Annotated in this window: 29 protein-coding genes; 9 read left to right on the top strand and 20 right to left on the bottom strand. The window is 71.6% G+C overall.

Annotation, left to right across the window (positions count from 1 at the left end; translation table 11 throughout):
• Positions 1–10: 10 nt before the first annotated feature.
• The 5 genes from DEA06_RS06415 to DEA06_RS06395 form a co-directional block, all read right to left on the bottom strand.
• Positions 11–379: a CrcB family protein gene (locus tag DEA06_RS06415; RefSeq protein WP_165817945.1), complete on the bottom strand. Its 369-nt coding sequence runs from the start codon at positions 377–379 to the stop codon at positions 11–13.
• Positions 376–741, bottom strand: a complete 366-nt coding sequence (locus DEA06_RS06410; protein WP_116647128.1) for a CrcB family protein — start codon at positions 739–741, stop codon at positions 376–378. Before DEA06_RS06410 ends, DEA06_RS06415 begins: the two co-directional genes overlap by 4 nt.
• 25 nt (positions 742–766) lie before the next feature.
• Entirely contained in the window at positions 767–1,729 is a 963-nt protein-coding gene (locus DEA06_RS06405; RefSeq protein ID WP_116647127.1) for a DNA topoisomerase IB, read from the bottom strand.
• Positions 1,730–1,733: 4 nt separating this feature from the next.
• Complete coding sequence (locus DEA06_RS06400) at positions 1,734–2,000, bottom strand: Rho termination factor N-terminal domain-containing protein (RefSeq protein ID WP_116647126.1); 267 nt, start codon at positions 1,998–2,000, stop codon at positions 1,734–1,736.
• A 90-nt stretch (positions 2,001–2,090) separates the two neighbouring features.
• Positions 2,091–2,759: an NAD(P)H-dependent oxidoreductase gene (locus DEA06_RS06395; RefSeq protein WP_346427028.1), complete on the bottom strand. Its 669-nt coding sequence runs from the start codon at positions 2,757–2,759 to the stop codon at positions 2,091–2,093.
• Between the two features lie 67 nt (positions 2,760–2,826).
• On the opposite strand from DEA06_RS06395, the gene DEA06_RS06390 reads away from it, so the two are divergent.
• The 3 genes from DEA06_RS06390 (at position 2,827) to DEA06_RS06380 (ending at position 4,769) form a co-directional block, all read left to right on the top strand.
• Positions 2,827–3,165 carry a helix-turn-helix domain-containing protein gene (locus DEA06_RS06390; RefSeq protein ID WP_116647124.1) on the top strand — a complete coding sequence of 113 codons (339 nt, stop codon included), beginning with the start codon at positions 2,827–2,829 and terminating at the stop codon, positions 3,163–3,165.
• 123 nt (positions 3,166–3,288) lie between these two features.
• Entirely contained in the window at positions 3,289–4,164 is an 876-nt protein-coding gene (locus tag DEA06_RS06385; protein ID WP_116647123.1) for a DUF4097 family beta strand repeat-containing protein, read from the top strand.
• Positions 4,161–4,769, top strand: coding sequence for a helix-turn-helix transcriptional regulator (locus tag DEA06_RS06380; RefSeq protein ID WP_116647122.1), 609 nt, complete (start codon positions 4,161–4,163; stop codon positions 4,767–4,769). Before DEA06_RS06385 ends, DEA06_RS06380 begins: the two co-directional genes overlap by 4 nt.
• Before the next feature lie 3 nt (positions 4,770–4,772).
• Here the strand turns inward: DEA06_RS06380 and DEA06_RS06375 are convergent, their stop codons facing one another.
• The gene (locus DEA06_RS06375) at positions 4,773–5,321 is read right to left on the bottom strand and encodes a universal stress protein (protein WP_116647121.1); all 549 of its coding nucleotides are present in this window, start codon (positions 5,319–5,321) and stop codon (positions 4,773–4,775) included.
• A 140-nt stretch (positions 5,322–5,461) separates the two neighbouring features.
• On the opposite strand from DEA06_RS06375, the gene DEA06_RS06370 reads away from it, so the two are divergent.
• Positions 5,462–5,680 carry a DUF3073 domain-containing protein gene (locus DEA06_RS06370; RefSeq protein ID WP_116647120.1) on the top strand — a complete coding sequence of 73 codons (219 nt, stop codon included), beginning with the start codon at positions 5,462–5,464 and terminating at the stop codon, positions 5,678–5,680.
• 14 nt (positions 5,681–5,694) lie between these two features.
• On the opposite strand, the gene DEA06_RS06365 is transcribed toward DEA06_RS06370, so the two are convergent.
• From DEA06_RS06365 to DEA06_RS06350, 4 genes are all read right to left on the bottom strand, one after another.
• On the bottom strand, positions 5,695–6,912 hold the full coding sequence (locus DEA06_RS06365; protein WP_240606844.1) for an MFS transporter: 1,218 nt from the start codon (positions 6,910–6,912) through the stop codon (positions 5,695–5,697).
• 13 nt (positions 6,913–6,925) lie between these two features.
• Positions 6,926–8,434, bottom strand: coding sequence for an amidophosphoribosyltransferase (gene purF, locus DEA06_RS06360; protein ID WP_116647119.1), 1,509 nt, complete (start codon positions 8,432–8,434; stop codon positions 6,926–6,928).
• Positions 8,435–8,440: 6 nt separating this feature from the next.
• A complete protein-coding gene (gene purM, locus DEA06_RS06355) occupies positions 8,441–9,571 on the bottom strand; it encodes a phosphoribosylformylglycinamidine cyclo-ligase (RefSeq protein ID WP_116647118.1) in 1,131 nt (376 codons plus the stop codon).
• Between the two features lie 136 nt (positions 9,572–9,707).
• The gene (locus tag DEA06_RS06350) at positions 9,708–10,553 is read right to left on the bottom strand and encodes a DUF559 domain-containing protein (RefSeq protein ID WP_116647117.1); all 846 of its coding nucleotides are present in this window, start codon (positions 10,551–10,553) and stop codon (positions 9,708–9,710) included.
• A 204-nt stretch (positions 10,554–10,757) separates the two neighbouring features.
• Between DEA06_RS06350 and DEA06_RS06345 the strand changes: the two genes are divergently transcribed.
• Complete coding sequence (locus DEA06_RS06345) at positions 10,758–11,372, top strand: zinc-binding alcohol dehydrogenase (protein WP_116647116.1); 615 nt, start codon at positions 10,758–10,760, stop codon at positions 11,370–11,372.
• Here DEA06_RS06345 and DEA06_RS06340 read toward each other — a convergent pair whose 3' ends face one another.
• The 6 genes from DEA06_RS06340 to DEA06_RS06320 all read right to left on the bottom strand — a co-directional run bounded on the left by DEA06_RS06340 (position 11,373) and on the right by DEA06_RS06320 (position 17,201).
• Positions 11,373–11,717 carry a potassium transporter Trk gene (locus DEA06_RS06340; RefSeq protein WP_116647115.1) on the bottom strand — a complete coding sequence of 115 codons (345 nt, stop codon included), beginning with the start codon at positions 11,715–11,717 and terminating at the stop codon, positions 11,373–11,375. It lies immediately after the preceding gene.
• 52 nt (positions 11,718–11,769) lie between these two features.
• Entirely contained in the window at positions 11,770–13,008 is a 1,239-nt protein-coding gene (locus DEA06_RS16530; RefSeq protein WP_165817944.1) for a hypothetical protein, read from the bottom strand.
• Complete coding sequence (locus DEA06_RS16525; RefSeq protein WP_165817943.1) at positions 13,005–14,168, bottom strand: hypothetical protein; 1,164 nt, start codon at positions 14,166–14,168, stop codon at positions 13,005–13,007. The genes DEA06_RS16530 and DEA06_RS16525 overlap by 4 nt, the downstream gene beginning before the upstream one ends.
• Entirely contained in the window at positions 14,165–14,971 is an 807-nt protein-coding gene (locus DEA06_RS06330) for a heme ABC transporter ATP-binding protein (protein ID WP_116647113.1), read from the bottom strand. The genes DEA06_RS16525 and DEA06_RS06330 overlap by 4 nt, the downstream gene beginning before the upstream one ends.
• The gene (locus DEA06_RS06325) at positions 14,971–16,008 is read right to left on the bottom strand and encodes an iron ABC transporter permease (protein WP_116647286.1); all 1,038 of its coding nucleotides are present in this window, start codon (positions 16,006–16,008) and stop codon (positions 14,971–14,973) included. Before DEA06_RS06325 ends, DEA06_RS06330 begins: the two co-directional genes overlap by 1 nt.
• Positions 16,009–16,100: 92 nt before the next feature.
• Positions 16,101–17,201 carry an ABC transporter substrate-binding protein gene (locus DEA06_RS06320; protein ID WP_116647112.1) on the bottom strand — a complete coding sequence of 367 codons (1,101 nt, stop codon included), beginning with the start codon at positions 17,199–17,201 and terminating at the stop codon, positions 16,101–16,103.
• Positions 17,202–17,382: 181 nt separating this feature from the next.
• Between DEA06_RS06320 and DEA06_RS06315 the strand changes: the two genes are divergently transcribed.
• Positions 17,383–19,200: a hypothetical protein gene (locus tag DEA06_RS06315; RefSeq protein ID WP_116647111.1), complete on the top strand. Its 1,818-nt coding sequence runs from the start codon at positions 17,383–17,385 to the stop codon at positions 19,198–19,200.
• 73 nt (positions 19,201–19,273) lie between these two features.
• Entirely contained in the window at positions 19,274–20,287 is a 1,014-nt protein-coding gene (locus tag DEA06_RS06310) for a DUF916 domain-containing protein (protein ID WP_133241708.1), read from the top strand.
• Here DEA06_RS06310 and DEA06_RS06305 read toward each other — a convergent pair.
• Positions 20,261–20,629, bottom strand: coding sequence for a sterol carrier family protein (locus DEA06_RS06305; RefSeq protein WP_116647109.1), 369 nt, complete (start codon positions 20,627–20,629; stop codon positions 20,261–20,263). The genes DEA06_RS06310 and DEA06_RS06305 overlap by 27 nt on opposite strands.
• 125 nt (positions 20,630–20,754) lie before the next feature.
• Between DEA06_RS06305 and purD the strand changes: the two genes are divergently transcribed.
• Positions 20,755–22,026 carry a phosphoribosylamine--glycine ligase gene (purD, locus tag DEA06_RS06300; RefSeq protein ID WP_116647108.1) on the top strand — a complete coding sequence of 424 codons (1,272 nt, stop codon included), beginning with the start codon at positions 20,755–20,757 and terminating at the stop codon, positions 22,024–22,026.
• A 20-nt stretch (positions 22,027–22,046) separates the two neighbouring features.
• Here the strand turns inward: purD and DEA06_RS06295 are convergent, their stop codons facing one another.
• Positions 22,047–23,552, bottom strand: coding sequence for a SulP family inorganic anion transporter (locus DEA06_RS06295; RefSeq protein WP_116647107.1), 1,506 nt, complete (start codon positions 23,550–23,552; stop codon positions 22,047–22,049).
• Between the two features lie 133 nt (positions 23,553–23,685).
• Between DEA06_RS06295 and DEA06_RS06290 the strand changes: the two genes are divergently transcribed.
• Positions 23,686–24,054 (top strand): MerR family DNA-binding transcriptional regulator, encoded by a 369-nt coding sequence (locus tag DEA06_RS06290; protein ID WP_116647106.1) that lies wholly within the window; start codon positions 23,686–23,688, stop codon positions 24,052–24,054.
• 66 nt (positions 24,055–24,120) lie between these two features.
• Here DEA06_RS06290 and DEA06_RS06285 read toward each other — a convergent pair whose 3' ends face one another.
• Positions 24,121–25,635, bottom strand: coding sequence for a DHA2 family efflux MFS transporter permease subunit (locus DEA06_RS06285; RefSeq protein ID WP_116647105.1), 1,515 nt, complete (start codon positions 25,633–25,635; stop codon positions 24,121–24,123).
• Positions 25,632–26,255 carry a PadR family transcriptional regulator gene (locus tag DEA06_RS06280; protein ID WP_116647104.1) on the bottom strand — a complete coding sequence of 208 codons (624 nt, stop codon included), beginning with the start codon at positions 26,253–26,255 and terminating at the stop codon, positions 25,632–25,634. The genes DEA06_RS06285 and DEA06_RS06280 overlap by 4 nt, the downstream gene beginning before the upstream one ends.
• Positions 26,256–26,292 lie beyond the last annotated feature (37 nt).

Here is a 26,292-nt window from a genome sequence, read left to right as displayed (position 1 = left end):
GGCCGGGGGATCAGCCGAGAATCGCACCGACCGCCGACCCCGCGAAAGCGGCGGCGGTGGATCCGACGAACGTGCCGATCGCGTAGAGGGTCGCGGCGGTCGGACGGCGTTCGTCCGCGAGCACGACGGTGGTCACGGCGACCGAGCTGAAGGTCGTGTACCCCCCGAGCAGTCCGGCGCCGAGAACCCACACGCCCGTCGCTCCGACGACACCGGCCGACACGAGGCCCAGCGCGAACGACCCGGTGAGGTTGATGAGCAGGATCCCCCACGGGACCCGGGTGCCCAGCATCCGTGTCACCGCCAGGTCGAGCAGGTAGCGCGCAGCTGCGCCGATCCCCCCGGCGACGGCCGCGGCGACGAACACCAGCGGACTCACGATCGGCCCCGGTATCCCACGCGCAGGCCCGCCCACGCGGCGACCGCGCCGAAGACGACCGATCCGATCCCCCAGGCGAGGAGCGAGGGATCGGATGCTTCCAGAGCCAGCGCGCTGTACGTGGTGAACCCGCCCAGCACGCCCGTGCCGAGGAACATCTGCGCGGCTCGCGCGCGGGGGCCGGCGGGGAGGCGGGCGAGCGACCCGATGACGAATCCGAGGGCGAAGGCCCCGACCACGTTGATCACGGGGACGAGGGCCACCCCCAGCGCATCGCCGAGAGCGAGGGTGAGCGCGAGCCGAACGGACGTGCCGAGCGCACCGCCGAGGGCGACCAGCCCCAGGTGCGACCACGAGAACACGGCCCCACCCTACGGGTACTCCGGGTCAACCGAGGATGAGCGCGCGGATCGCGTTGTCGCGCGAGCCCTCGAGGTTCAGCAGCGTGCCCGTGCGGTAGCGCTCGAAGACGCGAGGGTCGATGTAGCTGCTCTTCGCGACGGCCGGGGTGTTGCCGAGCCCCTCGGCGGTCGCCCGGATCGCGAGGAGCTCCGCCCGCTTGCGCTCGCCCGCGGTATCGACGGTGCCGATGCGGGCCAGGGCCTCCGCGGCGAGCACCGTGCCGCGGAGCGTGCGGAAGTCCTTGGCCGAGAACGACCCGCCGGTGAGCACCCGCACGTACGCGTTCACGTCGCCGGGGCGCAGAGCCACACGCCGTCTCCCCCTCCGGAAGCTCAGGAGGGGTGCACGCGGCCGCCCGGCGGCCAGCTCGCCCAGGGCCGCGGCGAGGTCGTCGTCGTCGAGCTCGAGATAGGCCCGCTTGCCGCTCTTGGCTGGGAACGACAGCTCGACGTGCGATCCCTCGACGGTGGCATCGCGGCGTTGCAGGGTCGTGAGGCCCCGGCTGCCGTTGGTGGTGAAGTAGCGCGCCGAGCCCACGCGCGGCGCCACCTGGTCGAGGAGCCGGAACGACACCGCCAGCACGCGCTCACGGTCGAGCTCGGGGCGCCGCAGCGACTGCGTGACGCGCCCTCGCGCGCGCGGCAGGGTGTCGGCGAGTGCGAGGGCGCGGGCGAACTTGCCCTTGTCTCGGCGCTTCGACCACTCGGCGTGGTACAGGTACTGGCGCCGACCCGCCTCGTCGGTGCCGACGGCTTGGATGTGCGCGAGCGGCTCGTGCGAGATCCACACCTCGCGCCACGCCGGCGGGATCACCAGCGTGCGCGCACGTTCGGCGTCGTGCGCGGCGACGGTGCCGCCGGCGTGATCGACGTAGCGGAATCCGCTGCCCGACCGCACCCGGCGGAAACCGGGATCCTCGTACGGGCGCACCCGCAGGAGTCGCGCCACGGGGTCAGTGCTCGCGGAGCATCGCGATCAGCTCCGCCTTCTTCTTGCCCGAGTATCCGCTCAGACCGAGCTCCTTGGCCCGGGCCTTCAGCTCGGGAACCGTGCGGTCTTCGTAGTCCTCGGCCTGGCCGCCGCGCGATCCCACGCGCGAGCGCCCCTGCGCCGCGGCGGCGTTGGAGATGCGAGCGGCCTTCTCCTTCGACGCGCCGTCCTTGCGCAGCTCCTCGTACATGTCTGGATCTTTGAGACTCGATCCGCGCTCACCGGGCATGGCGGCTCCTTCCGTCACCGAACTGAGCCCGAGAGTAGAGCGAGCAGCGTGCTCGGCGCCGCGGGGTTGACACCGCGGCGCCGAGCACGTTCACGCGGCGGCGCGGGAGAGCGCGTCGGCGAGGAACCGGCCGTGCTCGAGTGCCTGAGCGTGCGATTCCCGCGCGATCTCGGCGGCGGCATCGGCGAACTGGTCGAGCGCGGGGTTCACGCCGACGAGGGTGAACTCCCGCTGCACGACGCGGACGTCCATTCCCCAGACGTCGGCGAGGATGCGCCGCATCCATCCTGTCGCGTGGTCCCATCCCTCGCGCGGGGTGCCGTCGCGGTAGTTGCCGCCCTGAACGGTGGCGAGGACGGCCGGGCGGTCGCGCAGGGTCGTTGCACCGGGCTGCATCCGCTCGTCGGTGACGACGAGATCGACCCACGACTTGAAGTGCTGCGAGACCCCGAAGTTGTACAGGGGTACGGCGAAGAGGAACGCGTCGGCCTCGACCAGCTCGTCGACGAACGTCGCGGCGAGCGCGACCGCGTCGCGCTGCGCCGTTGTGCGCTGCTCGGGCGCCGTGACGCCGGCCGAGACGGCCGCAGCCCAGGCGTGCGCGGGAACGGGATCGACACCCACGTGACGACGAACGATCGTGGCATCGGGGTGCGACGCCGACCACTCGGCCTCGACCACGTCTCCCAGCTCACGGCTGAGCGACCCCTCCTGACGGATGCTCGCATCCAACCGGAACAGAACCATGGCACTCTCCACTTCTCGAATCCTTGTCACTCGTTAATTACTAGTGACCACGCAAAAGATAGCACAGTAGACTGACTCCATGGATGCGGCGAGCCCTCACGACGCGCGGAGTTGCGACGCCGCGCTCACCCACGCGTTCGTCGTGCTGGGGAAGCGCTGGAACGGCATGATCCTCGCCGTCCTGGGCGGCGGCGAAGCATCCTTCTCCGATCTGCGGAGAGCCCTCGACGGCATCAGCGACTCGATGCTCTCGGAGCGCCTGAGCGAACTCGCCGCGAACAGCCTTGTCACGCGGACGGTCGCGGCCGGCCCGCCGGTGAGCGTCCGGTACGACCTCACCGACAGCGGGCGCGCCCTCGTTCCCGCGCTCGACCAGATCCGCGACTGGGCGAGCATCCACCTCACCCGCCCGGCCTGACGCGCCGCCCGTCGCACGCGAGCCACCGCGCGCGACTCATCGACAATGACTCTGGCAAGACGCGATATATCGTGTTACCTTCTTCGCAACGCGATATATCGCGACTATGTGAAGGAGTCGACCATGACTGTGGAGAAGTGGATCATCCACCCGGGCGAGACGCGCGTCATCGACATCGAGACGGTGCGCTCGCTGAAGGCCGGCCTCGTCGGTGGCCAGATCGACGTCGTCGCCCATGACGAACCGGGCGTGCGCATCGAGGTGCACGGCGTGACGGTGAAAGACCTGCGCATCGAGATGTCGGGCGACGCGCTCGAGATCGACCACCCTCAGCTGCGCTGGGACAACTTCCTCGAAGTGTTCCGCAACTTCGGGGCCGGCGGCCCCAAGGCGGAGATCAGCGTGGCCGTACCCCGCGACATCGCCTTCACCCTCGGTGTCGTGAGCGCGAGCGCCCTCGTGGCGGGCCTCACGACCTCGGCGCGGCTCAACACCGTCTCGGGCGACATCATCGTCGACGGACTCGACGGCGATCTCACCCTCAACGCCGTCTCCGGCGACGTGCAGGTGCGGGAGCTCCGCGGTGCACTCACCGCCAACAGCGTCTCGGGCGACGTCGCCGCCACCGGCGAGATCACCCGGACCTCCGTCGACACGGTCTCGGGATCGGTGCTCGTGGACCCGAGCGGCCCCGTCCACGCCATCAACGTCAACACCGTCAGCGGCAACGCCACCGTGCGCCTCGACGAGGGGCTCGCCGCGAACTACGTCGTGCGCACCGTGAGCGGACGCGTGCAGATCGACGGCGTCGTGCGTTCGGGCTCCGGGCCCACCAACTACACCGGCTCGTCCGGTGAGCTCGCGGGCAACTTCGTCGACATCCGCACCAACGCCGTCTCGGGCGATCTGACGGTGCTGCGCCGCCCGGCGCTCGCCTCGACCGAGTCGCCCGCCGTGACGCCCGCGGCACACGAGCACGACTCGGAGGAAGAGCGATGAGCCCGGTGTTCTCGCACGGCGATCTGCGCCTCTATCTGCTGAGTCTGCTCGACGAGTCGCCGCGACACGGCTACGACCTCATGCAGGCGCTGTCCGACCGCACCGGCGGCACCTACACACCCTCGGCCGGCACGATCTACCCCCGCCTGGCCAAGCTCGAGGAGGAGGGACTCGTGACGAAGACCGTCGACGGGCGCAAGACCGTCTACGAGATCACCGACGCCGGTCGCACCGAGGTGGCCGCTCGCGCCGGCGACCTCCGCGGCATCCAGGATGACCTCGCAGACAGCGTGAGGCTCATCGCCCAGGAGGTGCGCGGCAGCGTCCGTGACGCGATGCGAAGCCTCCGCGCCGATCTCGCCGCCGCCTCGCGCGAGGAGCGCGCCGAGCCCGCGCCGCCCTCGGCCGACGACGATCCCCGCATCCGCAGCCGTGAGCAGCTGCACCGGGCCGACGCCCTCGTCAGCGAGTTCCGAGCGCGGGTCCGCAGCGACCTGCGCACCCGCGTCGCGCGGGGCGGAACGCTCACCGCCTCGACGGTGGACGCCCTGGAAGCGGCACTCGACGACGCATCCCGAGCCCTCACCCGGGCCATGCAGGGCTGAGTGTCACAGTCCCCAGTCGATCTCCTGGTCGTCGGGCACCGGTTCACCCAGCGGGACCACCAGCACCGGCCGGTGCTGCCGGTGGGTGAGCCGGGCGGCGACCGATCCCGTGAAGAACTCGCGGATCGACTCGCCCAGACCCCGACGGCGGGTGCCGACCACCAGCAGAGGAGAGTCGATCCGATCGCCGAGTCGCGCCAGCGCCGTCGCCGGATCTCCGACGAGCTGGTGCACCGACCACGCGACGTCGGTGTCGACCAGAGCGCGGCGGGCGGCTCCCTCGACCTCTTCGAGTTGGGCCCGGGCGGCGTCGGCGGCCAGCTCGACCTGCGAGGAGTGGACGTAGCCGTCGGGATCTTCGAACGTGACGAACCGGCTGACATCGACGTGCACGACCGCGAGGGGCGCCGACGACAGCCTCGCGAATCGCGCGGCCTCGACCACGACCCGGGGACTCACGCCCGGCGCGACACCGGCGATCACCGCGCCGCGCGGCACGTCGGGCGAGCCGGAGACCGGCCCGTCGGGCAGCAGGGATGCTTCGTCGCTCATCGCTCGCGTCCTCTCGCCCCCCGGCGCGGGAAGCGCAGGAGGCCACCGTGATATCCTGAATGCTACTCTTACCGGCTTCAATCCGGATCCGCGAATACCGGGCTGGACAAGCCCGCGTCAGTCAAATGAGGGGGTCTCGCATGGGGCGTGGCCGTCAAAAGGCGAAGCACACCAAGATCGCCCGGGAACTCAAGTCGTTCAGCCCGTCGGTGAACTACTCGGCACTCGAGCGCGAGCTCGGGCACCCCGACGCCGACGAGAACGCTTACGAAGACAAGTGGGCGGACGAGTTCGACGACGACGAAGAAGGCGAAGAGGAAGACACTCCTCAGTCGTCCACCCCGCACGTGAGCCGCTGAGGCTTCTCGACTCCTCACCAGGGACCGTGTCGTCGTTCCCACTCGTCTTCCACCGTGCCGGAGCGCACGACGAAGAATGCGGCGGGCGCGGCCATCGCGATCACGACGCCGAGGATCACCAGCGCGGCCGTCCAGCCGCCGGTGACCTCATGCGTGACCCCGATCGCCAAGGGCACGAGGGCCGCGAAGGCATAGCCGACGCTCTGGACGAACCCGCTCGTCGCCACGGCGGTGTCGTGCGCGCGCGTGCGGAGCCCCAGCAGCACCAGCATCATCGGGAACAACAGCGGCGGTAGCCCCAGGAGCACGACCCACAGCGCCGTCGCTGCGGCCGGCGCGAAGAGCAGTCCGGCGATCGCGACGAGACCACCGCCGACCGCCACCGCGTAGAGGCTGCGGATCACGCGGTAGCGGGCGACGAGCAGGGGCACGAGAAGCGTGCAGGGCAGCCCGACCAGGGCGAACAGCGCGAGCAACGCTCCCGCTGCCTCGGACGATGAGCCCGCGACGTCGACGAGGATCGCCGGCAGCCACGCGAAGGCCGCGTAGACGATCGAGGCGTTCACCGCGAAGGTGCCGGCGAGGGCCCAGGCGAGCGGCAGACGCACGAGCCGACGCACCACGTCGACGCGCGGCCCCGCCATCGCGTCACGGGACGAGCGCCGGGCGCGCAGCGCGATCACGAACCAGGGGATGAGGGAAGCGGCCCCGACCGCCGCCCACACCGCGAACGACAGCCGCCAGCCGAGCGAGTCGGCCAGGGGCACGGCGAACAACGGCGGCACGAAAGTGGCCACGGTCATCGCGGTCGTGTACACCGCGGTCATCGCACCGACGCTGCGGGGGAAGTACTTCTTCACGATGCCGGGGAGCAGCACGTTGCCGACGCCGACGGCGGCGAACAGCACGGCGGTGACGGCGAACAGCGACCAGGCGTCGAAGGCGAGGGCGCGGGCGGCGAGCCCCGCGGCCCCGACGGCGACGGCCGCCAGTGCGAGTCGCTCGAGGCCGACCCGCCGCTCGATGGCGGGTGTCAGCATCCCCATCACGGCGAAAGCCGCCGGAGGCGCCATGCCGATGAGCCCGACGAGCGCGGCCGGCAGGGCGAAATCGCGATCGATGCGATCGATGACGGGCGACAACGACGCCACGGCGATGCGGAGGGTCGCGGCCATCAGCACGACGCCGACGACGACGAGCACACGGCCGACCGGCCGGGAGGAACCGCTCACGACCGCGACCGGGTCACGAGGATTGCGAACCCTCGACCCAGGTGAGGTACTCGGCCGAGACCGTGCCGGTGATGTAGCGACCGTCGAAGCAGCTCATATCGAGGTCGGTGACGTCGGAGCCCTCGAGGATCGCGGCCTTGAGGTCGTCGACCTCCTGGTAGACGAGGTAGTCGCAGCCGAGCTCTTCGGCGATCTCGGGGATCGTGCGGTTGTGGGCGACGAGCTCCTCGCGTGAGGGCATGTTGATGCCGTACACGTGGGGGTAGCGCACGGGCGGCGCCGCCGACGCGAACGTCACCGTCTTCGCACCGGCGTCGCGGGCCATCTGGATGATCTCGCGGCTCGTGGTGCCGCGCACGATCGAGTCGTCGATGAGCAGCACGTTCTTGCCCTTGAACTCGCTCGACATGGCGTTGAGCTTCTGTCGCACGCTCTTCTTGCGCACCGCTTGCCCGGGCATGATGAAGGTGCGCCCGACGTAGCGGTTCTTGTAGAAGCCCTCGCGGTACTCGATGCCGAGCTTGCGCGCCACCTGCATCGCCGCCGGGCGCGACGAGTCGGGAATGGGCATGACCACGTCGATGGCCTCGATCGGTGTGTACTTCGCGATCGTGTCGGCCAGGCGGTCGCCCATGCGCAACCGCGACTCGTACACGGCGATGCCGTTCATCACCGAGTCGGGCCGGGCGAGGTAGACGTACTCGAACGAGCACGGCACGAGCTGGGGGTCGGGTGCGCACTGCCGCGTATGCAGCGTGCCGTCGAGGGTGATGAAGACCGCCTCACCGGGCAGCAGGTCGCGGACGACCTCGAAGCCCGCGTTCTCGAGCACGAGCGACTCGGATGCGACGACCCACTCGTACGCGCCGGAGTGCCCGACCGGCTCCACGCCGATCGATTCGCCGACGGGCGCCGACGGGTCGGCCGCGCGGGTGCCGAGGATCAGCGGGCGGATGCCGAACGGGTCGCGGAAGGCGAGCAGGCCGTATCCGGCGATCAACGCGATCGCGGCGTACGAGCCCTCGACGCGCTGGTGCACGCGGGTCACCGCGGCGAAGACCTGCGCGGGGTCGAGATCGGGGCCGCCGATCTCGGACTGCAGCTCGGAGCCGAGGATGTTCACGAGCAGCTCGGTGTCGGAGCTCGTGTTGAGGTGGCGGCGGTCGCGGTGGAACAGCTCGTCAGTGAGCTCGCGGGTGTTCGTGAGGTTGCCGTTGTGCACGAGGACGATGCCGTAGGGCGCGTTCACGTAGAACGGCTGCGCCTCTTCTTCGTTCGACGCGGTGCCCTTCGTGGCGTAGCGCACGTGCCCGAGGCCGATGCCGCCGAGCAGCGTGCGCATGTCACGGGTGCGGAAGCCCTCGCGCACCATGCCGCGCGCCTTGGAGATGTGGAAGATGCCGTTCGACTCGGCCGTGGCGATACCCGTCGAATCCTGCCCGCGGTGCTGCAGGAGGAGGAGGGCGTCGTAGATTTCCTGGTTGACCGGGCCTTGGCCCACCATTCCGACGATTCCGCACATGTGGTGTTAGTTCGCTCCGGTTTCGGATGAGCCGTCGGCGTAGGCGCCCACGAGCCGCACTGCTCCCCCGTCGACGCCCTTGGCGCCCTGTTCGAAGTCGCCGTCGGGGAGGGCGCTGTCGTGGATCGTGCCGACCGGCCACGTCTGGATGCCGAGGGCCGTCAGATGGGCGGCGGCAGCATCCGCCTTCTCGGCCGAGACGACCGCGAGGAAGCCGATGCCGAGGTTCCACGTGCCCTCGGTCTCGGTGAGGGAGAGAGCCCCCAGGTCAGCCAGCACGCGGAAGACCGGCGGCGGCGACCACGTCGAGCGATCGACGTCGACCCAGGTGCCGCGCGGCAGCACGCGCGCGAGATTCGCGGCGATGCCCCCACCGGTGACGTGGGTCAGCGCGTGCACGCCGTCGCCGAGGGCGTCGACGAGTCCGAGGAGAGGGGTCGTATAGAGGCGGGTCGGCTCGAGGAGCGCCTCACCCCACGTCACGCCGAAGTCGGCGGCGACGTCGCCGTACTGGATGCCGCGGCCCGAGACGATGTGACGCACGAGCGAATAGCCGTTCGAGTGCAGGCCGCTGGAGGCGAGGGCCAGCACCACGTCGCCCGGGCGCACGCGCTCGGCGCCGAGGATCCGATCGGCCTCGACCACGCCCGTGGCCGCGCCGGCGACGTCGTAGTCGTGAGGACCGAGCAGGCCCGGGTGCTCCGCCGTCTCGCCGCCGACGAGCGCGGTGCCGGTCTCGGCGCAGCCGCGTGCGATACCCGCGACGATGTCGGCGATGCGCTCGGGGAAGATCTTGCCGCACGCGATGTAGTCGGTCATGAAGAGCGGCTTGGCTCCCACCACGACGATGTCGTCGACGACCATGCCGACCAGGTCGAGGCCAATCGTGTCGTGCTTGTCGATGGCCTGCGCGATCGCGACCTTCGTGCCGACGCCGTCGGTGCTGGACGCCAGCAGCGGGCGGCTGTAGCCGAGCAGTGCCGAGGCGTCGAACAGGCCGGCGAAACCGCCGACGCCGCCGAGCACCTCGGGGCCGTGCGTGCGGCGGACGGCGGCCTTCATGAGCTCTACCGCGCGGTCACCCGCAGCCGTGTCCACGCCGGCGTCGGAGTAGGGATTGCGGGGAGCTTCAGCCACGGTGACAGCCTACCGGCGCGCCGCGGCGCGGTCTGCGCCGTGACCGCCGCCGTCGAACGGAGGAGTTCTCACGAGGGGAGGATGCTGCAGGCCCCAAGGGTCCTCCCCTCGTGAGATCTCCTCCCGTGGTTGCACGTCAGGCGGCGAGGTGGAGTCCCTGAGCGATGGCGCGAGAGAGGAGATCCTGCACCGACAGCCAGTCGTCGACGACCTGCCGGTACCCGACGCGGATCACGTGATACCCGCGCAGTGCCAACTCGGCGTCGTGCCGCACGTCGCGTTCGCGCTGGGCGCCGACGTGATGGCCGCCGTCGATCTGCAGCACCAGGCGGTCACCGATGAGGAAGTCGACGGGGCGCCCGGCGATCCACGCCTGCGCGATGATGCGCAACCGCATCCACCTCAGCCTCGGCAGCACGAACGACTCGAGCCCCGAATCGGAGAACGGCTGGGCCACAGCCAGGATCTCGCGCGCCCGCGCCCCGAAGGGAAGACGCTGCAGCTCGAGAGCGTCGACCCGCTGCGTGCGGAGCGCCGATTCCCATACCGCGAGCGCCGTCTCGAACGGCTGGCAGGCCGCGACGAGGGCGAGCACGTTCTGGATCGGATCGCCGAGCACGTCGGCGGCTCGCGGGAGAAGGGGCCGGGCCCGGTGCACGTGCACCCCGGCGGGCACATCGACGCGGCCCGCATTCGGAGGGGCGGCGACGTGCCACTCGGATGCATCGAGCACCCAGAGCCCGAGCCGCTGGGCCTGGGTGATGCACGAGAGCACCACCCCGGCCCGAGCCGCCTCGAGGAGGGCGGGGTCGGCGTCGGGCAGGGCGATCCACGACCGCCGGACCCGGATGGCGAGTCCGCGTTCGATCGCCGCAGTGATGGTGCGGTGCGGATGACCCTCCTGGACCAGACGGATGCTGCGGGCGAGACCGCCTCCCGCCCGCAGAGCCGTCACGAGTCGTGCCAGATCGCGTTCACGCATCCCCCGACCCTGACCGACGAGAGGATCCCTCCGCTCGACGCGCCGGAGGGATGGGGACGAACCGCAGCGCGCAGCGGCTGGGGAGGAGCGGGCGGTGTCGCGAACGGAGGAGTTCTCACCGGGGGCTGACCCGGCGCGCCCGCAGCATCCTCCGCTCGTGAGATCTCCTCCGCCGGGGGCGGGGCGCACACCTACAATGGCGGCATGGCGGGCACCGGCGGTCCGGAGTGGACGATCCGCGAGGACGCGGGGGTCGCGGTGCTGCTCGCGCTCTACCTCCGGCAGGCCATCGGGGTGCGCTCCCCCGACGAGCTGCCCCACCTGCGCGGCGTGCCCGCCCGCACCGGCCCCGAGCGCGACGACGAGACCCAGTCCCGGCTGGAGCGGCAGTGGCGAGAGTACTGGGCGATGACGGTGGAGCCGCAGGCCCACCCCTCGCCCGTGCCGCTCGAGCTCGTCGACGACTTCGAGACCATGATCGCGCTGCCCGCCCAGGGAGCGGCCGATCTGCGGGCCGCGATCGTGCCGCACGCGAGAGCCTCTCTCGCCTACGCGCGGGCCGAGAACGAACGGTATTCGTCCGACTCGGGCGGCAGGCCCGGGGTGTCGTATCGCGCCTACGCCAGCGCGATCGCCGAGCACGAGCGTCGCGTCGGCCGGCGCGCGCACTCGTTCGAGCTCAACGTGCAAGTACTTCCGCTGACCCAGCGCGGGGTGTGGTGGATCGGTTCGCTCACGGTCGCCGTGACCGACGGACTGCGCGGCGACGTGGTCGCGTTCGACGCGGCCATCCACCCGATCATTGCCGAGCTCGCCTGATCAGTCGGGCAGCTGCACCCGCTCGTGGTCGACGACCACCTCGCGCGTTCGTCGCCCGACCGTGCGGTCGAAGATCAGCGCGACGACACCGCCGATCGCGATCCCTGCGGGCACGCAGATGAGGGCGATGAAGCCGAACACCTGCATGGGCGCGTACTCGATTCCCGTGTACTGACTGGTCTCGGCGGGGCGGGAGAACGCCAGCGTCAGGATCATCGCCATGACGATGCCGAGCGCGGCGCCCGCAACGAGGAAGACGCTGTACTTCGGGGCCCGGCGCACGGTGACCGTCTCGACCTCGTCGGTGACGGAGGGAGGCGGTGCGTACTCGGGCTGGGCGGCCATACCCCTATTGTCGCACCGCGCGCCCCGCGTGGCGCCGCCGGTGTCTCGACGCCTAGGAGATCGTCCTGCGCTGCCAGGGCAGCAGCTGCATGAGACCGAGCACGGCGATGATCGACAGCCCCAGTGCCGCGGCCGTGCCGAGCAGCGGCACCACGACCGGCGACATCGCGGTCGCGGCGTCGGGCACGAGCCCGCGGGGCGACGGCACGGTCGTCAGCGCGGCCGTGGCGACGATCGGCAATGACGGGACGGACGGCACCTCGAGGGGCGACGCGATCGCCGGGGCCCTGCGCACCGGGTTGGAAGGCGTGGCGCCGGCAGCCTGCGCGCCGGCGCCGACGCCCGCCGCGGGGGCGGTGACCGGGGCGGATGCGTCGTAGCTGACGGTGAGCGCGGTCGCGGGCTTGGCGGGGTCGCGCACCCCGCCGGAGGTCAGCCAGTATGCGCGCTGGCCCGTGCGGCTCTGGTAGTCGACGAAGCTCTGCGGGAACGATCCCCAGTACGCCTGGTTCTGCGCGGTGCGGGGCGCCTGGCCCTCCGTGACGGTGACGCCCAGGTACTCCGGAACCACCGAGAACCCGGCGCCTGCCGAGGAGTCGACGCCGCGCACCTCGGCGAGCACGATCGACTGGTCGGGGAGCTTCTCCCACTTCGTCGTGTCGTCCATCGACGTGCCCCACCCGCTGGCCGTGCCCACAAGGCGACCCGCGCCGGAGGCGTCGATCGTGAGCACCGGGTCGGTGACCGACCAGTAGGTCATGCCCCCGTAGAAGACGACCGTGAACGAGCCGCGCCAGCGCAGATCCATGCCGCCGTCGGCGCGGACGGAGCCGGTTCCGCCGTCGATCACCACGGCGTTCCCCGAGGCGCGGGTCACGCTCGACGTGGTCACCGCACGACCCTCCGGGTCGAGGCACCGGGTGTCGAACGACGCCGGCACCCACTCGCCGGCGGCGGTGGGCTTCTCGATGCGCACCGAACCGGCACGGGCCGCATACAGCCCGTCGCCCGCGCCCCAGACGCGAGCGCTGCCGGCGTCGCCGGCGCGCCCCGCGCTGAGGAAGTTGCACCCGCCGGCGAAGGCACCGGCCCCCGCCTCGGTGTTGAGGCCCCAGCGCAGCTGCGCGTTCGTGATCGTCGTGCCGCCGCCCGGGCTCACCGGCACCTCGACGAACTCGGGAACGGTGACGGTGATCTCATCCGGCGCCGCGACCGCGGGGGCGACGCCCCCGAGCGAGAGGGCGCCCGCGGCGAGGAGGGCGGCGACGGCTGCCAGAAGACGGCGGGTCATCGCACGACCTCCATCGCCGTCGTGGACGGGGCCACGGGTTCGGATGCTGCGGCCGTCGCAGCTGCGGCCGCGACCGCGGCATCCGCCTTCCGCGCCTTCTTGCGCCGGTGACGACGACGCAACCCCGCGATCACGCTCGTGACGATGAGGACGACGGCGAGCACGATGCTCGACAGCAGCACGACAACCACCCACTGCGGCGTCTCGGGCGTCTCCGCGGAGACGAGGCCCGCGGTCGCGCTGCTGCCGGTGACGGTGACCTCGGCCTCGGCCACGACCCCGGATGCCGCGCCGCGCAGGCTCACGAGGTGGGTGCCGTCGCGCGCGTCGGACGGCACGGGGAGCGCCCCCGCGACCTCGCCGAGCGAACCGGCGGTGAGCGGCCCGACCGCGGTGAGTCCGGAGTCGAGCGAGGCCACCACCTGCTCCCCGGGCGTGAACCCCTGACCCGTGAAGACGATGGAGGTGCCCGCCTCGACGAAGCCCGACGCGAGTCCGACCCGCACGGAGCCTGCGGGAGCCGCCGCGGGAGTTGCCGCCGCAGCATCCGCCCCGCCCGCGGCGGGCGCCGGTGCCGCACCGAAACGCACCGGCGTGAACGTCTCGTTGTTGGCGTTCTTCACGCCGTGCGCGCCGATCGTGATGATTCCGCAGGTGACCTCGCGGCAGTCGACCTCCGACACCCGGCCGTCGCGGTCCTGGCTCTCGAAGATGGCGCCGGGCACGACCATCGACAGGGTCCACGACCCGTCGGCGGCGAGCACTCCGTTGGCCGAGGACTCGGTCTGGCTGCCCGGGAACGCGAGGAATCGCTGGTAGCCGGCGTTGTCGGCCGACTCCGCATCGGGGACGTAGCGGTAGTCGCTGCCGACCTCGCCTCCCTGCGACGGGCGCCACGACCCGCCGGCGGCGTCATCGACCCAGCCGAACAGCACGTAGACGCCGCCGAAGCCCTTCGGAATCGACTGGAAGCCGGTGCCGCTCACCGTCACCTCCGTCGCGTACTCGGCAGACAGAAGGCCGCTGCCGTCGGGACCGGTGACCGTCACGCCCGCGGCCGCCCAGGCAGGCGTCGCAGCCGCGATCGCCGAGGTCGCGATCGCCGAGGCGATCGCGAGGGCGGCGAGCGGTCGGACTCGGCGGTGGGTGCTGGCGGTCATGCGATGCGCTCCTCGGAAGAGTCGGAGGGGGTGGCGGACGGGTCGGCGATCACCAGGAGCGAACCCCCGGGCCCGTCGACGACGTGGATGGGATGCCGGTACACCCGCGTGAGCAGGTCGGGATCGAGCACCTCCCGGGGGGCGCCCACGGCGATGAGCCGCCCGGCCTCGAGCAGCGCGATGCGATCGGCGTAGGCCGCCGCGAGCGCGAGGTCGTGCAGCACCACGACCGCCGCGCCACCGGCTGCGACACGGGCGCGGGTGTGGGAGAGCACGCGGTGCTGGTGCCGGATGTCGAGGCTCGCGGTGGGCTCGTCGAGCAGCGCGATCGCGCATTCCTGTGCGAACGAGCGTGCGAAGGCGACGCGCGCCCGCTCGCCGCCCGAGAGCGAGGTCACCGGACGCGCCGCGAACGACTCGACCTCGCTCGCGGCGAGCGCGAGGCGGACGGCATCATCGTCGCGGTCGGCCTCGGGCCGCCGACGCCACGGCGCCCTCCCCATGGCGACCACCTCGGCCGAGAGGAAGGGGAACGACACCTCGTTGCTCTGGGTGAGCACAGACCGCCGACGGGCACGATCTTCGACGCGGTGGCGCTCGAGGCGCCGACCGTCGAGTTCGACCTCGCCGTCGTCGGGCACGCGGTCGCCGGCGAGCACCGACAGGAGCGTGGACTTCCCGGCCCCGTTGGGTCCGACGAGCACGAGCATCTCGCCGGGGTGCAGGTCGAGGTCGACGCCGTCCAGCAGCCGTCGGCCGCCGATCGACACGCCGACGTTGCGGGCACGCAGCACGGCGGCCATCACCCCCACCCCCCGGAGCGGCGCCGCGTGCGCCGGAGCAGCCAGAAGAAGAAGGGGCCGCCGATGAGGGCGGTGATCATGCCGATAGGAAGCTCCGAGTTCGGCACGACGGTGCGCGCGACGAGGTCGGCGGCGACGAGCAGCACCGCTCCGCCCAGTGCGCTGGCGGGAAGGAGAAGCCGATGGCCCGGGCCGAGCAGCATCCTCATCAGGTGAGGCACCACCAGTCCGACGAAGCCGATGATGCCGCAGAAAGCCACCGCGGCCCCGGTGAGGAGCGCGATGACGACGATCGCGACGACGCGCAACCGCTCCACCCGCACACCGAGGTGCTCTGCCTGCCGCTCGCCGAGTGCGAGCAGGTCGAGGTCTGCCGACAGCAGCAGGCAGACGACGACGCCCACGGCCACCAGCGGTGCGACGATCGTGACGTCCTGCCACCGCGTGCCGTTGAGCGACCCGAGCTGCCAGAACACGATCTGCTCGCGCTCCTGGGTCGACCCGAGGTAGGTGAACAGGGCGATCGCCGCGCCCCCGATCGCGTTGACCGCGATGCCGGTGAGGACGAGCGTGACCACCTCGGTGCGCCCGTCGGCGCGCGCCGAGGTGTAGACGACGATGGTCGCGGCGAGTCCGCCGAGGAAGGCGAACAGCGGCAGGGTCAGAGGCCCGGCGAACGACAGCCCGAAGACGATCACCGCAGATGCGCCGACGGCCGCGCCCGACGAGATGCCGATCACCCCGGGCTCGGCGAGCGGATTGCGGAACACGCCCTGCATGACGGCACCGGCGGTCGCGAGCGAGGCACCGACGAGCACCGCCATGAGCAGGCGCGGAAGGCGGACGAGCCAGAGGGTCGCCTCGCCGTTCACGTGCGTCATGACCGCACCGCTCGGCAGCGACATCCAGCCCGCGCCGACCGAGGAGACGAATCCGTTCCACGCTCGGGCGAACGACCCGAGCACCTCAGCGGCAGGGATCGAGAGCTGCCCGGTGCCGGCCGAGACGACCGTCAGCACGACGAGCGCCACGCCCATCGCGACGAAGGTCGTGATCGTGACCGCACGGCGATCCCGACGACTCGGGACGGCGACGGGGGCGGCGACGGCGACCGCCTGGGTCGCGGCGCTCACCCCGCCGACTCCGGCGCGTAGATCGCCACGGCGAGCGCGTCGAGGGTCTGCGCGGTGTTCGGACCGAAGCTCAGGATCGTCGCGTCGGCCATGTCGACGATGCGGCGGTTGCGGCCGGCGTCGGTCTGGGCGACGGCCGGGAGGTGCTCGGCGAGCCCGTCGACGCCTCCGACCGAGGCGAGCCCGTCGGTCATCATCAGGATGAGATCGGGGTTGGCGTCGATGAGCGCCTCGTCGGTGACCGGGCGCATCCCCTGCCAGCCGATCTCGCCGGCGATGTCGACGCCGCCCAGGGCCGTGATGAGGGTGTCGGCGCCGGACTCCTCGCCGAAGAGGTAGTAGACGCCCGACTGCCCCCGCACGTAGAGGAACATCATGCGCAGCCGCTGCGAGGGGTCTGCCGGGGCGACGGCGGCGATCTCGGCGACCTTCGCGTCGACGGCCGCCGTGGTGCGTGCGGCGAGCGTCTTCCCCCGCTCGGCCACGCCGAGGGCGTCGGCGACCTGCTGGGTCAGTGCGCCGACGGTGTCGATCGAACGGTGCGAGTCGACGACGACGACCGCGATGCCCGCGTCGCGCATCTGCAGGATCGTGTCCCACGGACCGAGGCTGGTGTCGGTGAGGATGACGGTCGGGGCGGCGTCGAGGATGGCCTCGGCGCTCAGCTCATGACCGTTCGCGGTGACGAGGGGCAGATCGGATGCCTCGGGGAACGCACTCGACACGTCGCGCCCCACGACCGACTCGCCCAGTCCGAGCTCGAAGACGATGCGCGAGAGAGACCCGTAGATGTCGAGCGCGAGGATGCGCGACGTGTCGGTGACGGTGACCGTCGTCCCCTGCGCATCGACGACGGTCGCGGGCAGTGCGGCCGCGCCGTCGGTCACGGGATCCAACGCGCTGTGGGCGGCGACCGCGGTCGACGGTCCCTGCCACGACAACGGGTCGGCGATCGGCGAGGCCTCCGCGAGCGGCAGGGTCGCGGGGGCCGCGTCGCCGGGGCCGGCTGCGGCACCGGTGCACCCGGCGAGTGCCAGCGCCGCGACGAGCAGCACGGCGGACAGGGAGAACGAGCGACGTCTCTCGGTGATGGTCATGACGGCCCCCGGGCGGGTCGGAAGGTGGTCGAAGTTAGGTAAGGCTTACTTCCATGTTGCCCGAGTGAGCTCGGTCGTGGTTAGGTAAGCCTCACCTACTATCCCACATCCTTTTCTCAGGATGACGCCCGGCACCCGACATCGCCGCGCGGCACGGGATGGCATCACGAAAGGAACGAACGTGGATTCTTCGACCATGCGTCGGCGGTTCAACCGCGAGGCCGCCGTCGTCGCGGCCGCGGCGCTGGCCCTCGGCGGCGCGGTGGCTTTCGCTGCGCCCGCGCAGGCGGCGACCGCGGGTGCGGTGACCAACGCCACCCTCAGCTGGGGGCTGAGCGGCGAAGCGGGAGGCGGCGCGTTCTTCGGCGGCTGCAACTTCCTCAGCGCCGGCAAGGCGGGCAACACCGGCAGCTCCCGCGTCTGGACCGAGGCCGACGGCTTCTTCCAGACCACCGCGGGCAACGTCACCGTCACCAAGCCCGACGCCACGGGCACGCAGGTGCCCGTGGCCTGGGCCGACAAGTGCAAGAACCCCTCCGGCACCGCCGTGAGTGCGGCGTCGACGACGTCGCTGACGAAGATCCAGGTCACCATCTCCGACGGCCAGGGCCAGGTCGCCTCCGACGGCTCGGTACAGGTCGCGTGGGACGGCGATTTCACGGTCGCCTTCTACGGGGGCCTGACGTACTGGACCGCGTCCGACCCGACGCTCTCGCTCGACGCGGACGGCAACGGTCAGCTGACGGCAACGGCCAGCGGCTACGGCACGTCGATGGAGGACCAGACGCAGTGGGTGCCGATCGCCGACCAGCAGATCGTGCTCGCCGACATCGCGGCCGGCCAGGTCTCAGACACCGGCTTCACGGCGACGCCCGCCTACCTGGGCGTCGAGGTCACCACGACGGGCACCGCTCAGGCGCGCACCGGCGCGAACTGGGGGTCGTTCCCGCAGTCGTACGTCGACTTCCAGAACCTCACAGGTCAGTCGAGCTACTGGTACTCCTCGGGCGGATCGCGAGACGCCGCCAAGCCGGCCAGCCCGATCAGCGTGAGCTACTCCGTCGCGGCCGCTCCGGCCGCACCGTCGGTGTCGGTCTCGAAGACGGAAGGCATCTCTCGCGCCGGTGAGACCCTGACGGTCACCGGGTCCGGCTTCGTGCCGAGCGGCACCGCCACCGACGGCACCCGCCCGCCGCTGGCCGGGCAGTTCAGCGGCGCCTACGTCGTGTTCGGCAAGTTCCTCGACGCGTGGAAGCCCTCCGCGGGGGCGGCGAGCTCGGCGCGCAAGGTGCTGACGCAGAAGTGGGCCGTCCCCGAGGCGAGCGCGGCGACGATCGGCGGCGCGAACGCCGGTGCGATCACGCTGCAGGCCGACGGATCCTTCTCCGCCCAGATCACCGTCTCGGCCTCGGAGGCGAACGACCTGCTCGCCGGCAACTACGGCATCTACACCTACGGCGGCAGCGGCACCGTGTACGCCCCGTTCGAGACGTTCACGCCGCTCACCTTCACGGGTGCCGACGACGTGGTGGTCGAGATCCCCGAGTGGGTCGACGAGGCGACCGGCTCGTTCGGCTGGGCGTTCGCGGGCTCGAGCCCCGCGAACCTCGGCGTCGCCGCGCAGGAGGGCACGAACTTCGTCGCCTCCGGATCGCTCACCGACATCGTCGTGACCGACACCCGCGCCGGCGGAACGTCGCCGTACACCTGGTCGATCGCCGGGCAGGCGTCGGACTTCACCTCGGGTGCGCAGACCTTCACGGCCGGCTTCCTCGGCTGGACCCCGAAGATCGTCGCCGGCGGCAGCCTCGTCTCGGCGGGCGCACCGGTCACCTCGGGCCAGCTCGGCGGCACCGGGCTCGCGGCCTCGCGCGCCCTCGCATCGTCGACCGCGGCCGTCACCGCCACGGTCGGCGCCGACCTGTCGCTCGTGCTTCCCGGCACGACCCCGGCGGGTCAGTACACCAGCACCATCACCATCACCGCCCTGTCGGAGTGAGCGTGCGCGGGGTCCCGGCCACCGCCGGGGCCCCGCGTCCGCCCCCGCAGACCCCTGACCCGAAAGACCCGCCGTGCCCGCTCAGCGCTCCACGACGATGCTCGCCGCCGCGATCGCATCCGCCCTCCTCGTCCTCGGACTCGCCACCCCCGCGATCGCGGCGGACAGCGGCGGCGTCGCGTGGACGGTGAAGACCGTCGACAGCGAAAACGGGACGGGGCGGGGCAGCTTCAGCTACGACCTCGAACCGGGCGCCACCGTCAGTGACGCCATGGTCGTCGTCAACACGGGTACCGTCGCCCTGCCCCTCGACGTCTACGCCGCCGACGCCTTCACCACGGCCGGGGGCGACATCGACCTCGTCGCCGAGGCGTCCGACTCCGATGACGCCGGCCTCTGGGTGAGCGTGACGACCTCCGAGATCGTGCTCGAACCGGGCGCCCAGGCCGAGATCCCCTTCACCCTCACCGTGCCCGACGGCGCGCAGCCGGGCGACCACGCCGCGGGCCTCGTGACGTCGCTCGCGGGCGCCGACGCCTCGGCCATCCTGTCGGTGGAACGCCGCCTGGGCACCCGCATCAACGTCCGCGTGGCCGGCGCCCTGCTGCCCGCCGCCCAGGTCGAGAACGTGCGCGCCGCGTACACCCCGTCGTGGAACCCCTTCGAGGCCGGAACGCTGACGGTCGACTACGCCCTCCGCAACACCGGCAACACCCGCCTGACGGGCGTCGGCGCGATCGAGGCCGCGGGCCCCGTGGGACTGTTCGCGAGCCGCACGCCCGCGGAGCAGCTCGACGAGGTCATCCCGGGCTCGACGATCGAGGTGCGCCGCACCCTCCCCGTCTCGGCCCTCGGGTGGGTATCGGGGGCGGTCGTCATCGACCCCGAGGGCGTCGGGCTCGGGGCGGGGCAGCTCGCATCCGTCGTGACGGATTTCTCCGCGCCCGCCGTGCCGTGGAGCCTCGTCGCGCTCCTCGTGGTCGTCGCCGGGCTCGTCGTAGCCGCCGTGATGCTCGTCCACCGTCGGCGCGCGGCCGGGGCGACGACCGAGGGCGCGCCGTCAGGGGCGCAGGGGAAGCAGGGCTGAGAGGTCGGCTCGCACGCCCGACGCGACGATGCGGCCCGCGGCCGCAGCATCCACCCATTCCTCGCCGCCCGTGGCCAGGGCGATCCACGTCGCGGCGTCGGTCTCGACGACGTTCGGCGGCGTGCCGCGGGTGTGCCGCGGCCCCTCGATCACCTGGACCGCACCGAACGGAGGAACCCGCACCTCGACGGAGTTGCCCGGAGCCTTCTCGACCAGCAGCTGCAGCAGGTAGCGCACGGCGGTTGCGAGGTCGGTGCGCGCCGGCGGGTGGCCGGCGGCATCGGCGGCCGAGACCGCCCCCAGTGCCGCGCGTCCGTCGCCGGTCTCGATGCGTCGCGCCATGGCCCCCACGCTACGCGCAGAATGCAGGAGAGACGGCGCTGCCGCGGCCCCTGCACCGCCTACGCGTCGATTCGTCCTGCGTTCTGAACAAGCGCGCGCGAAAACGCGGTCGATAGGGTGGGCGGGTGAGAATCCTCGTCCTCGGCTCCGGTGCGCGCGAGCACGCCATCATCCTCGCCCTGCGTTCGGAGGATGAGGCACACGCGATCTTCGCCGCGCCCGGCAACGCCGGCATCGCCTCCGACGCGCACCTCGTCGACCTCGATCCGAACGACCCCGACGCCGTCACGGCCTTCGCCGACGACGAGTCGATCGACCTGGTCGTCGTCGGCCCCGAGGCGCCTCTCATCGCCGGCGTCGCCGATGCACTGCGCACGCGTGGCATCCCCGTGTTCGGCCCCGGCAAGGCGGCGGCGCAGCTCGAGGGCTCCAAGGCGTTCGCGAAGCGGGTGATGGATGCGGCGGGGGTGCCCACCGGCCGTGCCCTGCGCGCCCAGGACTCCGCCGCCGTCGCCGCAGCTCTCGACGAGTTCGGCGCGCCCTACGTGGTCAAGGCCGACGGCCTCGCCTCGGGCAAGGGCGTCATCGTCACGAGCGACCGCGCCGAGGCCATCGGCCACGCGGAGGCGTTCCTCCCCCGCGGCCCCGTGCTGATCGAGGAGTTCCTCGAGGGCCCGGAGGTGTCGCTGTTCTTCCTCTCCGACGGCGACACCGTTCGACCCCTCAGCCCCGCGCAGGACTACAAGCGCCTACGCGACGCAGACGCCGGCCCGAACACCGGCGGCATGGGCGCGTACTCGCCGCTGCCGTGGCTGTCGGAGCGCTTCGGCGGCGAGGAGGAGTTCGTCGACCTGGTCACCCGCGAGGTGGCCGAGCCCGTCGTCCGCCAGCTCGACGCCGAGGGCACGCCGTTCATCGGGCTGCTCTACGCCGGCCTCATCCTCACCGAGGCCGGGGTCCGCGTGATCGAGTTCAACGCGCGCTTCGGCGACCCCGAGACCCAGGTCGTGCTGCCGCGCCTCGTCGACCCGCTGTCGCAGCTGCTGCTGGCGACGGCCTCCGGCACCCTCGAGAGCCACCCGCGGCCCGCCTTCGCCGACGCCACCGCGGTGACCGTCGTGCTCGCCAGCGCCGGCTACCCGGAGGCGCCCCTCACCGGGCGCACCCTGCGCGGGCTGGATGCGGCGGCCGACGTCGACGGCGTGCACCTCGCGCATGCCGCGACCGCCCGCGTCGACGACGGCCTGGTCGCCACCGGCGGCCGCGTGCTGAGCGTCGTGGCGCTGGGTACGACGTTCGCCGAGGCGCGTGCCAGCGTGTACCGCGCGATCGAAGCGATCGAGCTCGAGGGCGGTCAGTACCGCACCGACATCGCCGCGCGGGTCGCCGCGTACTGATCGCGCGGCAACGCCCGGCCTCAGTGGCCCGCGCCGAGGCCCCCGCTGAGCCGACGGTGGAACGCTGTCGTCGCCTCGTTCATCCCCTCGAAGACGACGCTCTTGCCGTGCGCGGCGTACTTCGTCTCGATCGCGTCGAGGGCCGCCACCGTCGAGGCGTCCCAGACGTGCGAGCGTGAGAGGTCGACGACCACGCGATCGGGGTCGGACGCGTAGTCGAACTGGGTCGTGAGGTCGTTGCTCGACGCGAAGAACAGCTCGCCGTCGACGGTGTAGCGCACCGCGTCGTCGCCGGCGTCGCTGCGGGTCACGGTGGCGAAGTGCGCCACGCGACGGGCGAAGAGCACCATGGCGGCGACCACGCCCACGATCACCCCGATCGCGAGGTTGTGCGACCAGACGGTCACGGCGACGGTGAGCACCATGACGGCGGTCTCGCTCTTGGGCAGGCGCCGCAGGGTCGACAGGCGCACGCTGTGCCAATCGAAGGTCGCGACCGAGACGACCACCATGACGGCCACGAGCGCGGCCATCGGGACGATCGCGACCACGTCGCCGAAGACGAGCACCAGCACCAGGAGGAACACGCCGGCCAGGAACGTCGAGATGCGCGTGCGGGCGCCCGAGGCCTTCACGTTGATCATCGTCTGGCCGATCATCGCGCAGCCGCCCATGCCCCCGAAGGCTCCCGAGAGGATGTTGGCCGCGCCCTGTGCCCACGCCTCGCGGGTCTTGGGCGAGTGGGTGTCGGTGATCTCGTCGACGAGCTTCGCCGTCATCAGCGATTCGAGGAGTCCGACCACCGCCATCGCCAGGGCGTACGGCGCGATGATCGCGAGCGTGTCGAGGGTGAGGGGCACCTGCGGCAGGAAGAGCTCGGGCAGGCTCCGCGGCAGCTCGCCCTGATCTCCGACCGTCGGCACCGCGATCGAGAAGACGACGACGGCCGCCGTGAGCAGCACGATGGCGACCAGCGGCGCCGGCACGACACGCGTGAGACGCGGCATGAGGAACATCACCAGAAGGCCCGCGGCCGTCAGGGGATAGACCGCCCAGGGGACGCCGATGAGGTGCGGCACCTGCGAGATGAAGATGAGGATCGCGAGCGCGTTGACGAAGCCCACCATGACGCTGCGCGGAATGAAGCGCATGAGCTTGGCCACCCCGAGCACGGCGAGCACGATCTGGATGGCCCCGCCCAGCAGCACGGTCGCGATGAAGTAGTCCATGCCGTGGTCTCGGACGACGGGGGCGATCACCAGCGCAACCGCGCCGGTGGCCGCCGTGATCATCGCGGGACGACCACCGAGGAACGCGATGGCGACGGCCATCACGAACGAAGAGAAGAGTCCGACGCGCGGATCGACGCCCGCGATGATCGAGAACGCGATGGCCTCGGGGATCAACGCGATCGCCACCACGAGCCCCGCCAGCACCTCGCGGGTGAGCAGGCGCGGGCTCCGCAGCGCCTGCAGGACGGTGGGTTCGATGCGGGGCCGCGCGGGGCCGGCGAGGGCGATGGACATGGAGACTCCCGGGGATCTGAAGGGATGGGGTCGCGCGCCGGGGCGGCGCGAGCACGCCGGGCGAAGAGAATGGAGGAGGCGGAGAGACCGCCGGGAGAAACTCTACCCTTACGTAAGGGTTGGTTGGAGCGACATGGGCGACCGCACGATGCACATCGGCGAGCTCGCCGACCGCCTCGGTCTCTCGCAGCGCTCATTGCGGCACTGGGACGAGATCGGATTGCTCACGCCCTCGGGGCGCAGCGACGGCAACTTCCGCGTGTACTCGGAGGCCGACGAGGAGAAGGGCCGCTTCGTCATGCTCATGAAGCCGCTCGGCTTCAGCCTCGACGAGATCGCCGAGCTCGCCGCCTCGCGCGACGCCTCGCCGCAGCATCCGCTCGCCGCCCTGAGCCCCGAGCGCCGCACCCACTTCGCCGAAGCGGCGAGATCACGCGGCGAGAAGCTCCGCCGCGACCTCGCCGCCGTCGACGACTTCCTCGCCCTGACCGACCAGGAGTGAGACGAGCCGATCCCGGATGCTGAGGACCGACGCCCCGGCGCCGTGCCCCCCGCATCCGGCATCGCGTCAGTTCTCGACGACCGCGCGATCGGCCCGCGCGGCCCCGCGGGCCGGGATCACCGTGGGGCGCCGGAGGAAGAGCACGGCGACGATGCCGACCACCATCACGGCGGCCGGAAGCAGGATCGTCTGCGACATCGCCTCGGCGAAGGGCCCGGCCACCGCGGCAGGCAGCGTTCCGCCGGCGAACCCGCTGGTCGCATCCGACGCGCCGGGGAGGTTGGCCTCGAGCCGCGACTGCATGAACGCGGCGATCGCAGCCGAGCCGAGCACCGAACCGATCGTGCGGGTGGCGTTGTAGATGCCCGCGCCGGCGCCCGCCTGATCGCGCGGCAGCATCCGCGTCGCGGTGGTCGCCAGGGGGCCCCACATGCCCGCGTTGCCGATGCCCATCATCGCGGAGGGCAGGAGGAACATCCAGATCGGGGTGTCGAGGTTCATCAGCGTCGAATACCAGACGAGCGATCCGGCCACGAGTGCGAGTCCGGGCACCAGCAGGAAACGCGGGTCGGTGCGGTCGAGCAGCCGGCCGGCGAAGGGCGCGAGCACGCCCGACAGAACCGCCATCGGGATCAGCAGGAGCGCCGACTGGGTCGGAGTGAGCCCGCGGGCGAGCTGGATGAAGAAGAACAGCGGCAGCGTCATGCTCGTCACGGTGAATCCGACCGTGGTGATCGCGAGATTCGACACCGAGAAGTTGCGCTCCCGGAAGAGCGCCAGAGGCACGAGCGGCTCGGCCTTCGTGCGGGCCTGCGTCCAGATGAAGACCGCGAGCACGACGACGCCGGCGGCGATCATCGCCCACACCCAGCCCGCCCAGTCGTAGTGCTCACCCTCCTGCAGGCCGAACACGATCAGGAACAGGGCGATCGCGCTGAGGATCACGCCGAGGATGTCGAACCGGTGCGGGCTCGTCGTGAGCTTCGGGACGAGACGCCAGGCCGCGACGAACGCGATCACGCCGACAGGGATGTTGACGAAGAAGATCCATTCCCAGCCGAATCCGTCGACGAGAAGCCCGCCGGCGAGAGGCCCGACGAGCGTCGCGACGCCCGCGGTGGCTCCCCACAGGCCCATGGCGGCGCCTCGGCGGTTCGCCGGGAAGGTGCGGGTGATGACGGCCATCGTCTGCGGAGTCATCATCGCGGCGCCGAGCCCCTGCACGGCGCGCGCGATCACGAGCACCTCGAGCGAGCCCGACAGGCCGCACGCGAGCGAGGCGAGGGTGAAGACGGCGAGACCGATGAGGTAGATGTTCTTCGGGCCGAAGCGGTCGCCGAGGCGTCCGGTGATCAGCAGCGGAACCGCGTAGGCGAGGAGGTACGCGCTGGTGACCCACACGACGTTGTCGAGGTTGGTCGTGGCGGGGTCGAGGGCCGCCTTGATCGCGGGGTTCGCGACCGAGACGATCGTGGTGTCGACGAGGATCATGAAGAATCCGATGACGAGCGCGAAGAGCGCGGGCCAGGGGCTTCTCTCGGGGGCGGCTGTGGCGACGGGCGCGGTGCGCGGTGAAGTCATGACAGGGACTTTCGGATAGCGGCGTTGGCGTGACGTACGTGGTCGGGGATCTCATCGACCCCCCACGGGAGCGAGCCGTCGACGAGGCGCGCGTGAAGGGCGTCCTGCCAGGCGAGCTCGGCGTCGAGGACGGCGGCCTGGCGGCTCACCTCGACGAGGAACTGATCGGGGACGCCCCGGGTGGCGGAGTCGGAGAGCCCCGCCCGATGCCCGTCGAGTTCGGCGACGAGGGCGATGCGACGCTCCGCGAGGAGAGCGACGACCTCGTTCCGGTCTAGGTTGTGGGCCTCGGCGAGCGCGATGCGGAACTCCGCCGGGCGATCCATGCGAGGAAGCTCTCGGCGCACCCATTCGACGACGGCCGTCTCACCCGCATCGGTGAGCCGGTAGGTGGTGCGCTCGGGGCGGTTGCCGTCGCGATCGACCCCCACCTCGATGACGAGCCCCGCCCGCTCGAGCCGCGAGACGGTGTGGTAAAACGTGCCGTTCTGGATGCGCACGAGCCGGTCGTCGCGGCGCTGACGCAGCATCCGCATCATCTCGTACGGATGCATCTCGCCCTCGCGCAGGAGCGCGAGCACGACGACCCCGAGGGGCGTCAGGCGGGCGGCGTCGCTCATTCGGTCACTCCATCTCGACTAGTCCACGTGGACTATA

The organism is Microbacterium sp. Gd 4-13, from assembly GCF_003095395.1.
Lineage (GTDB): Bacteria > Actinomycetota > Actinomycetes > Actinomycetales > Microbacteriaceae > Microbacterium.
This window is presented reverse-complemented; position numbering and strand designations above follow the sequence as displayed.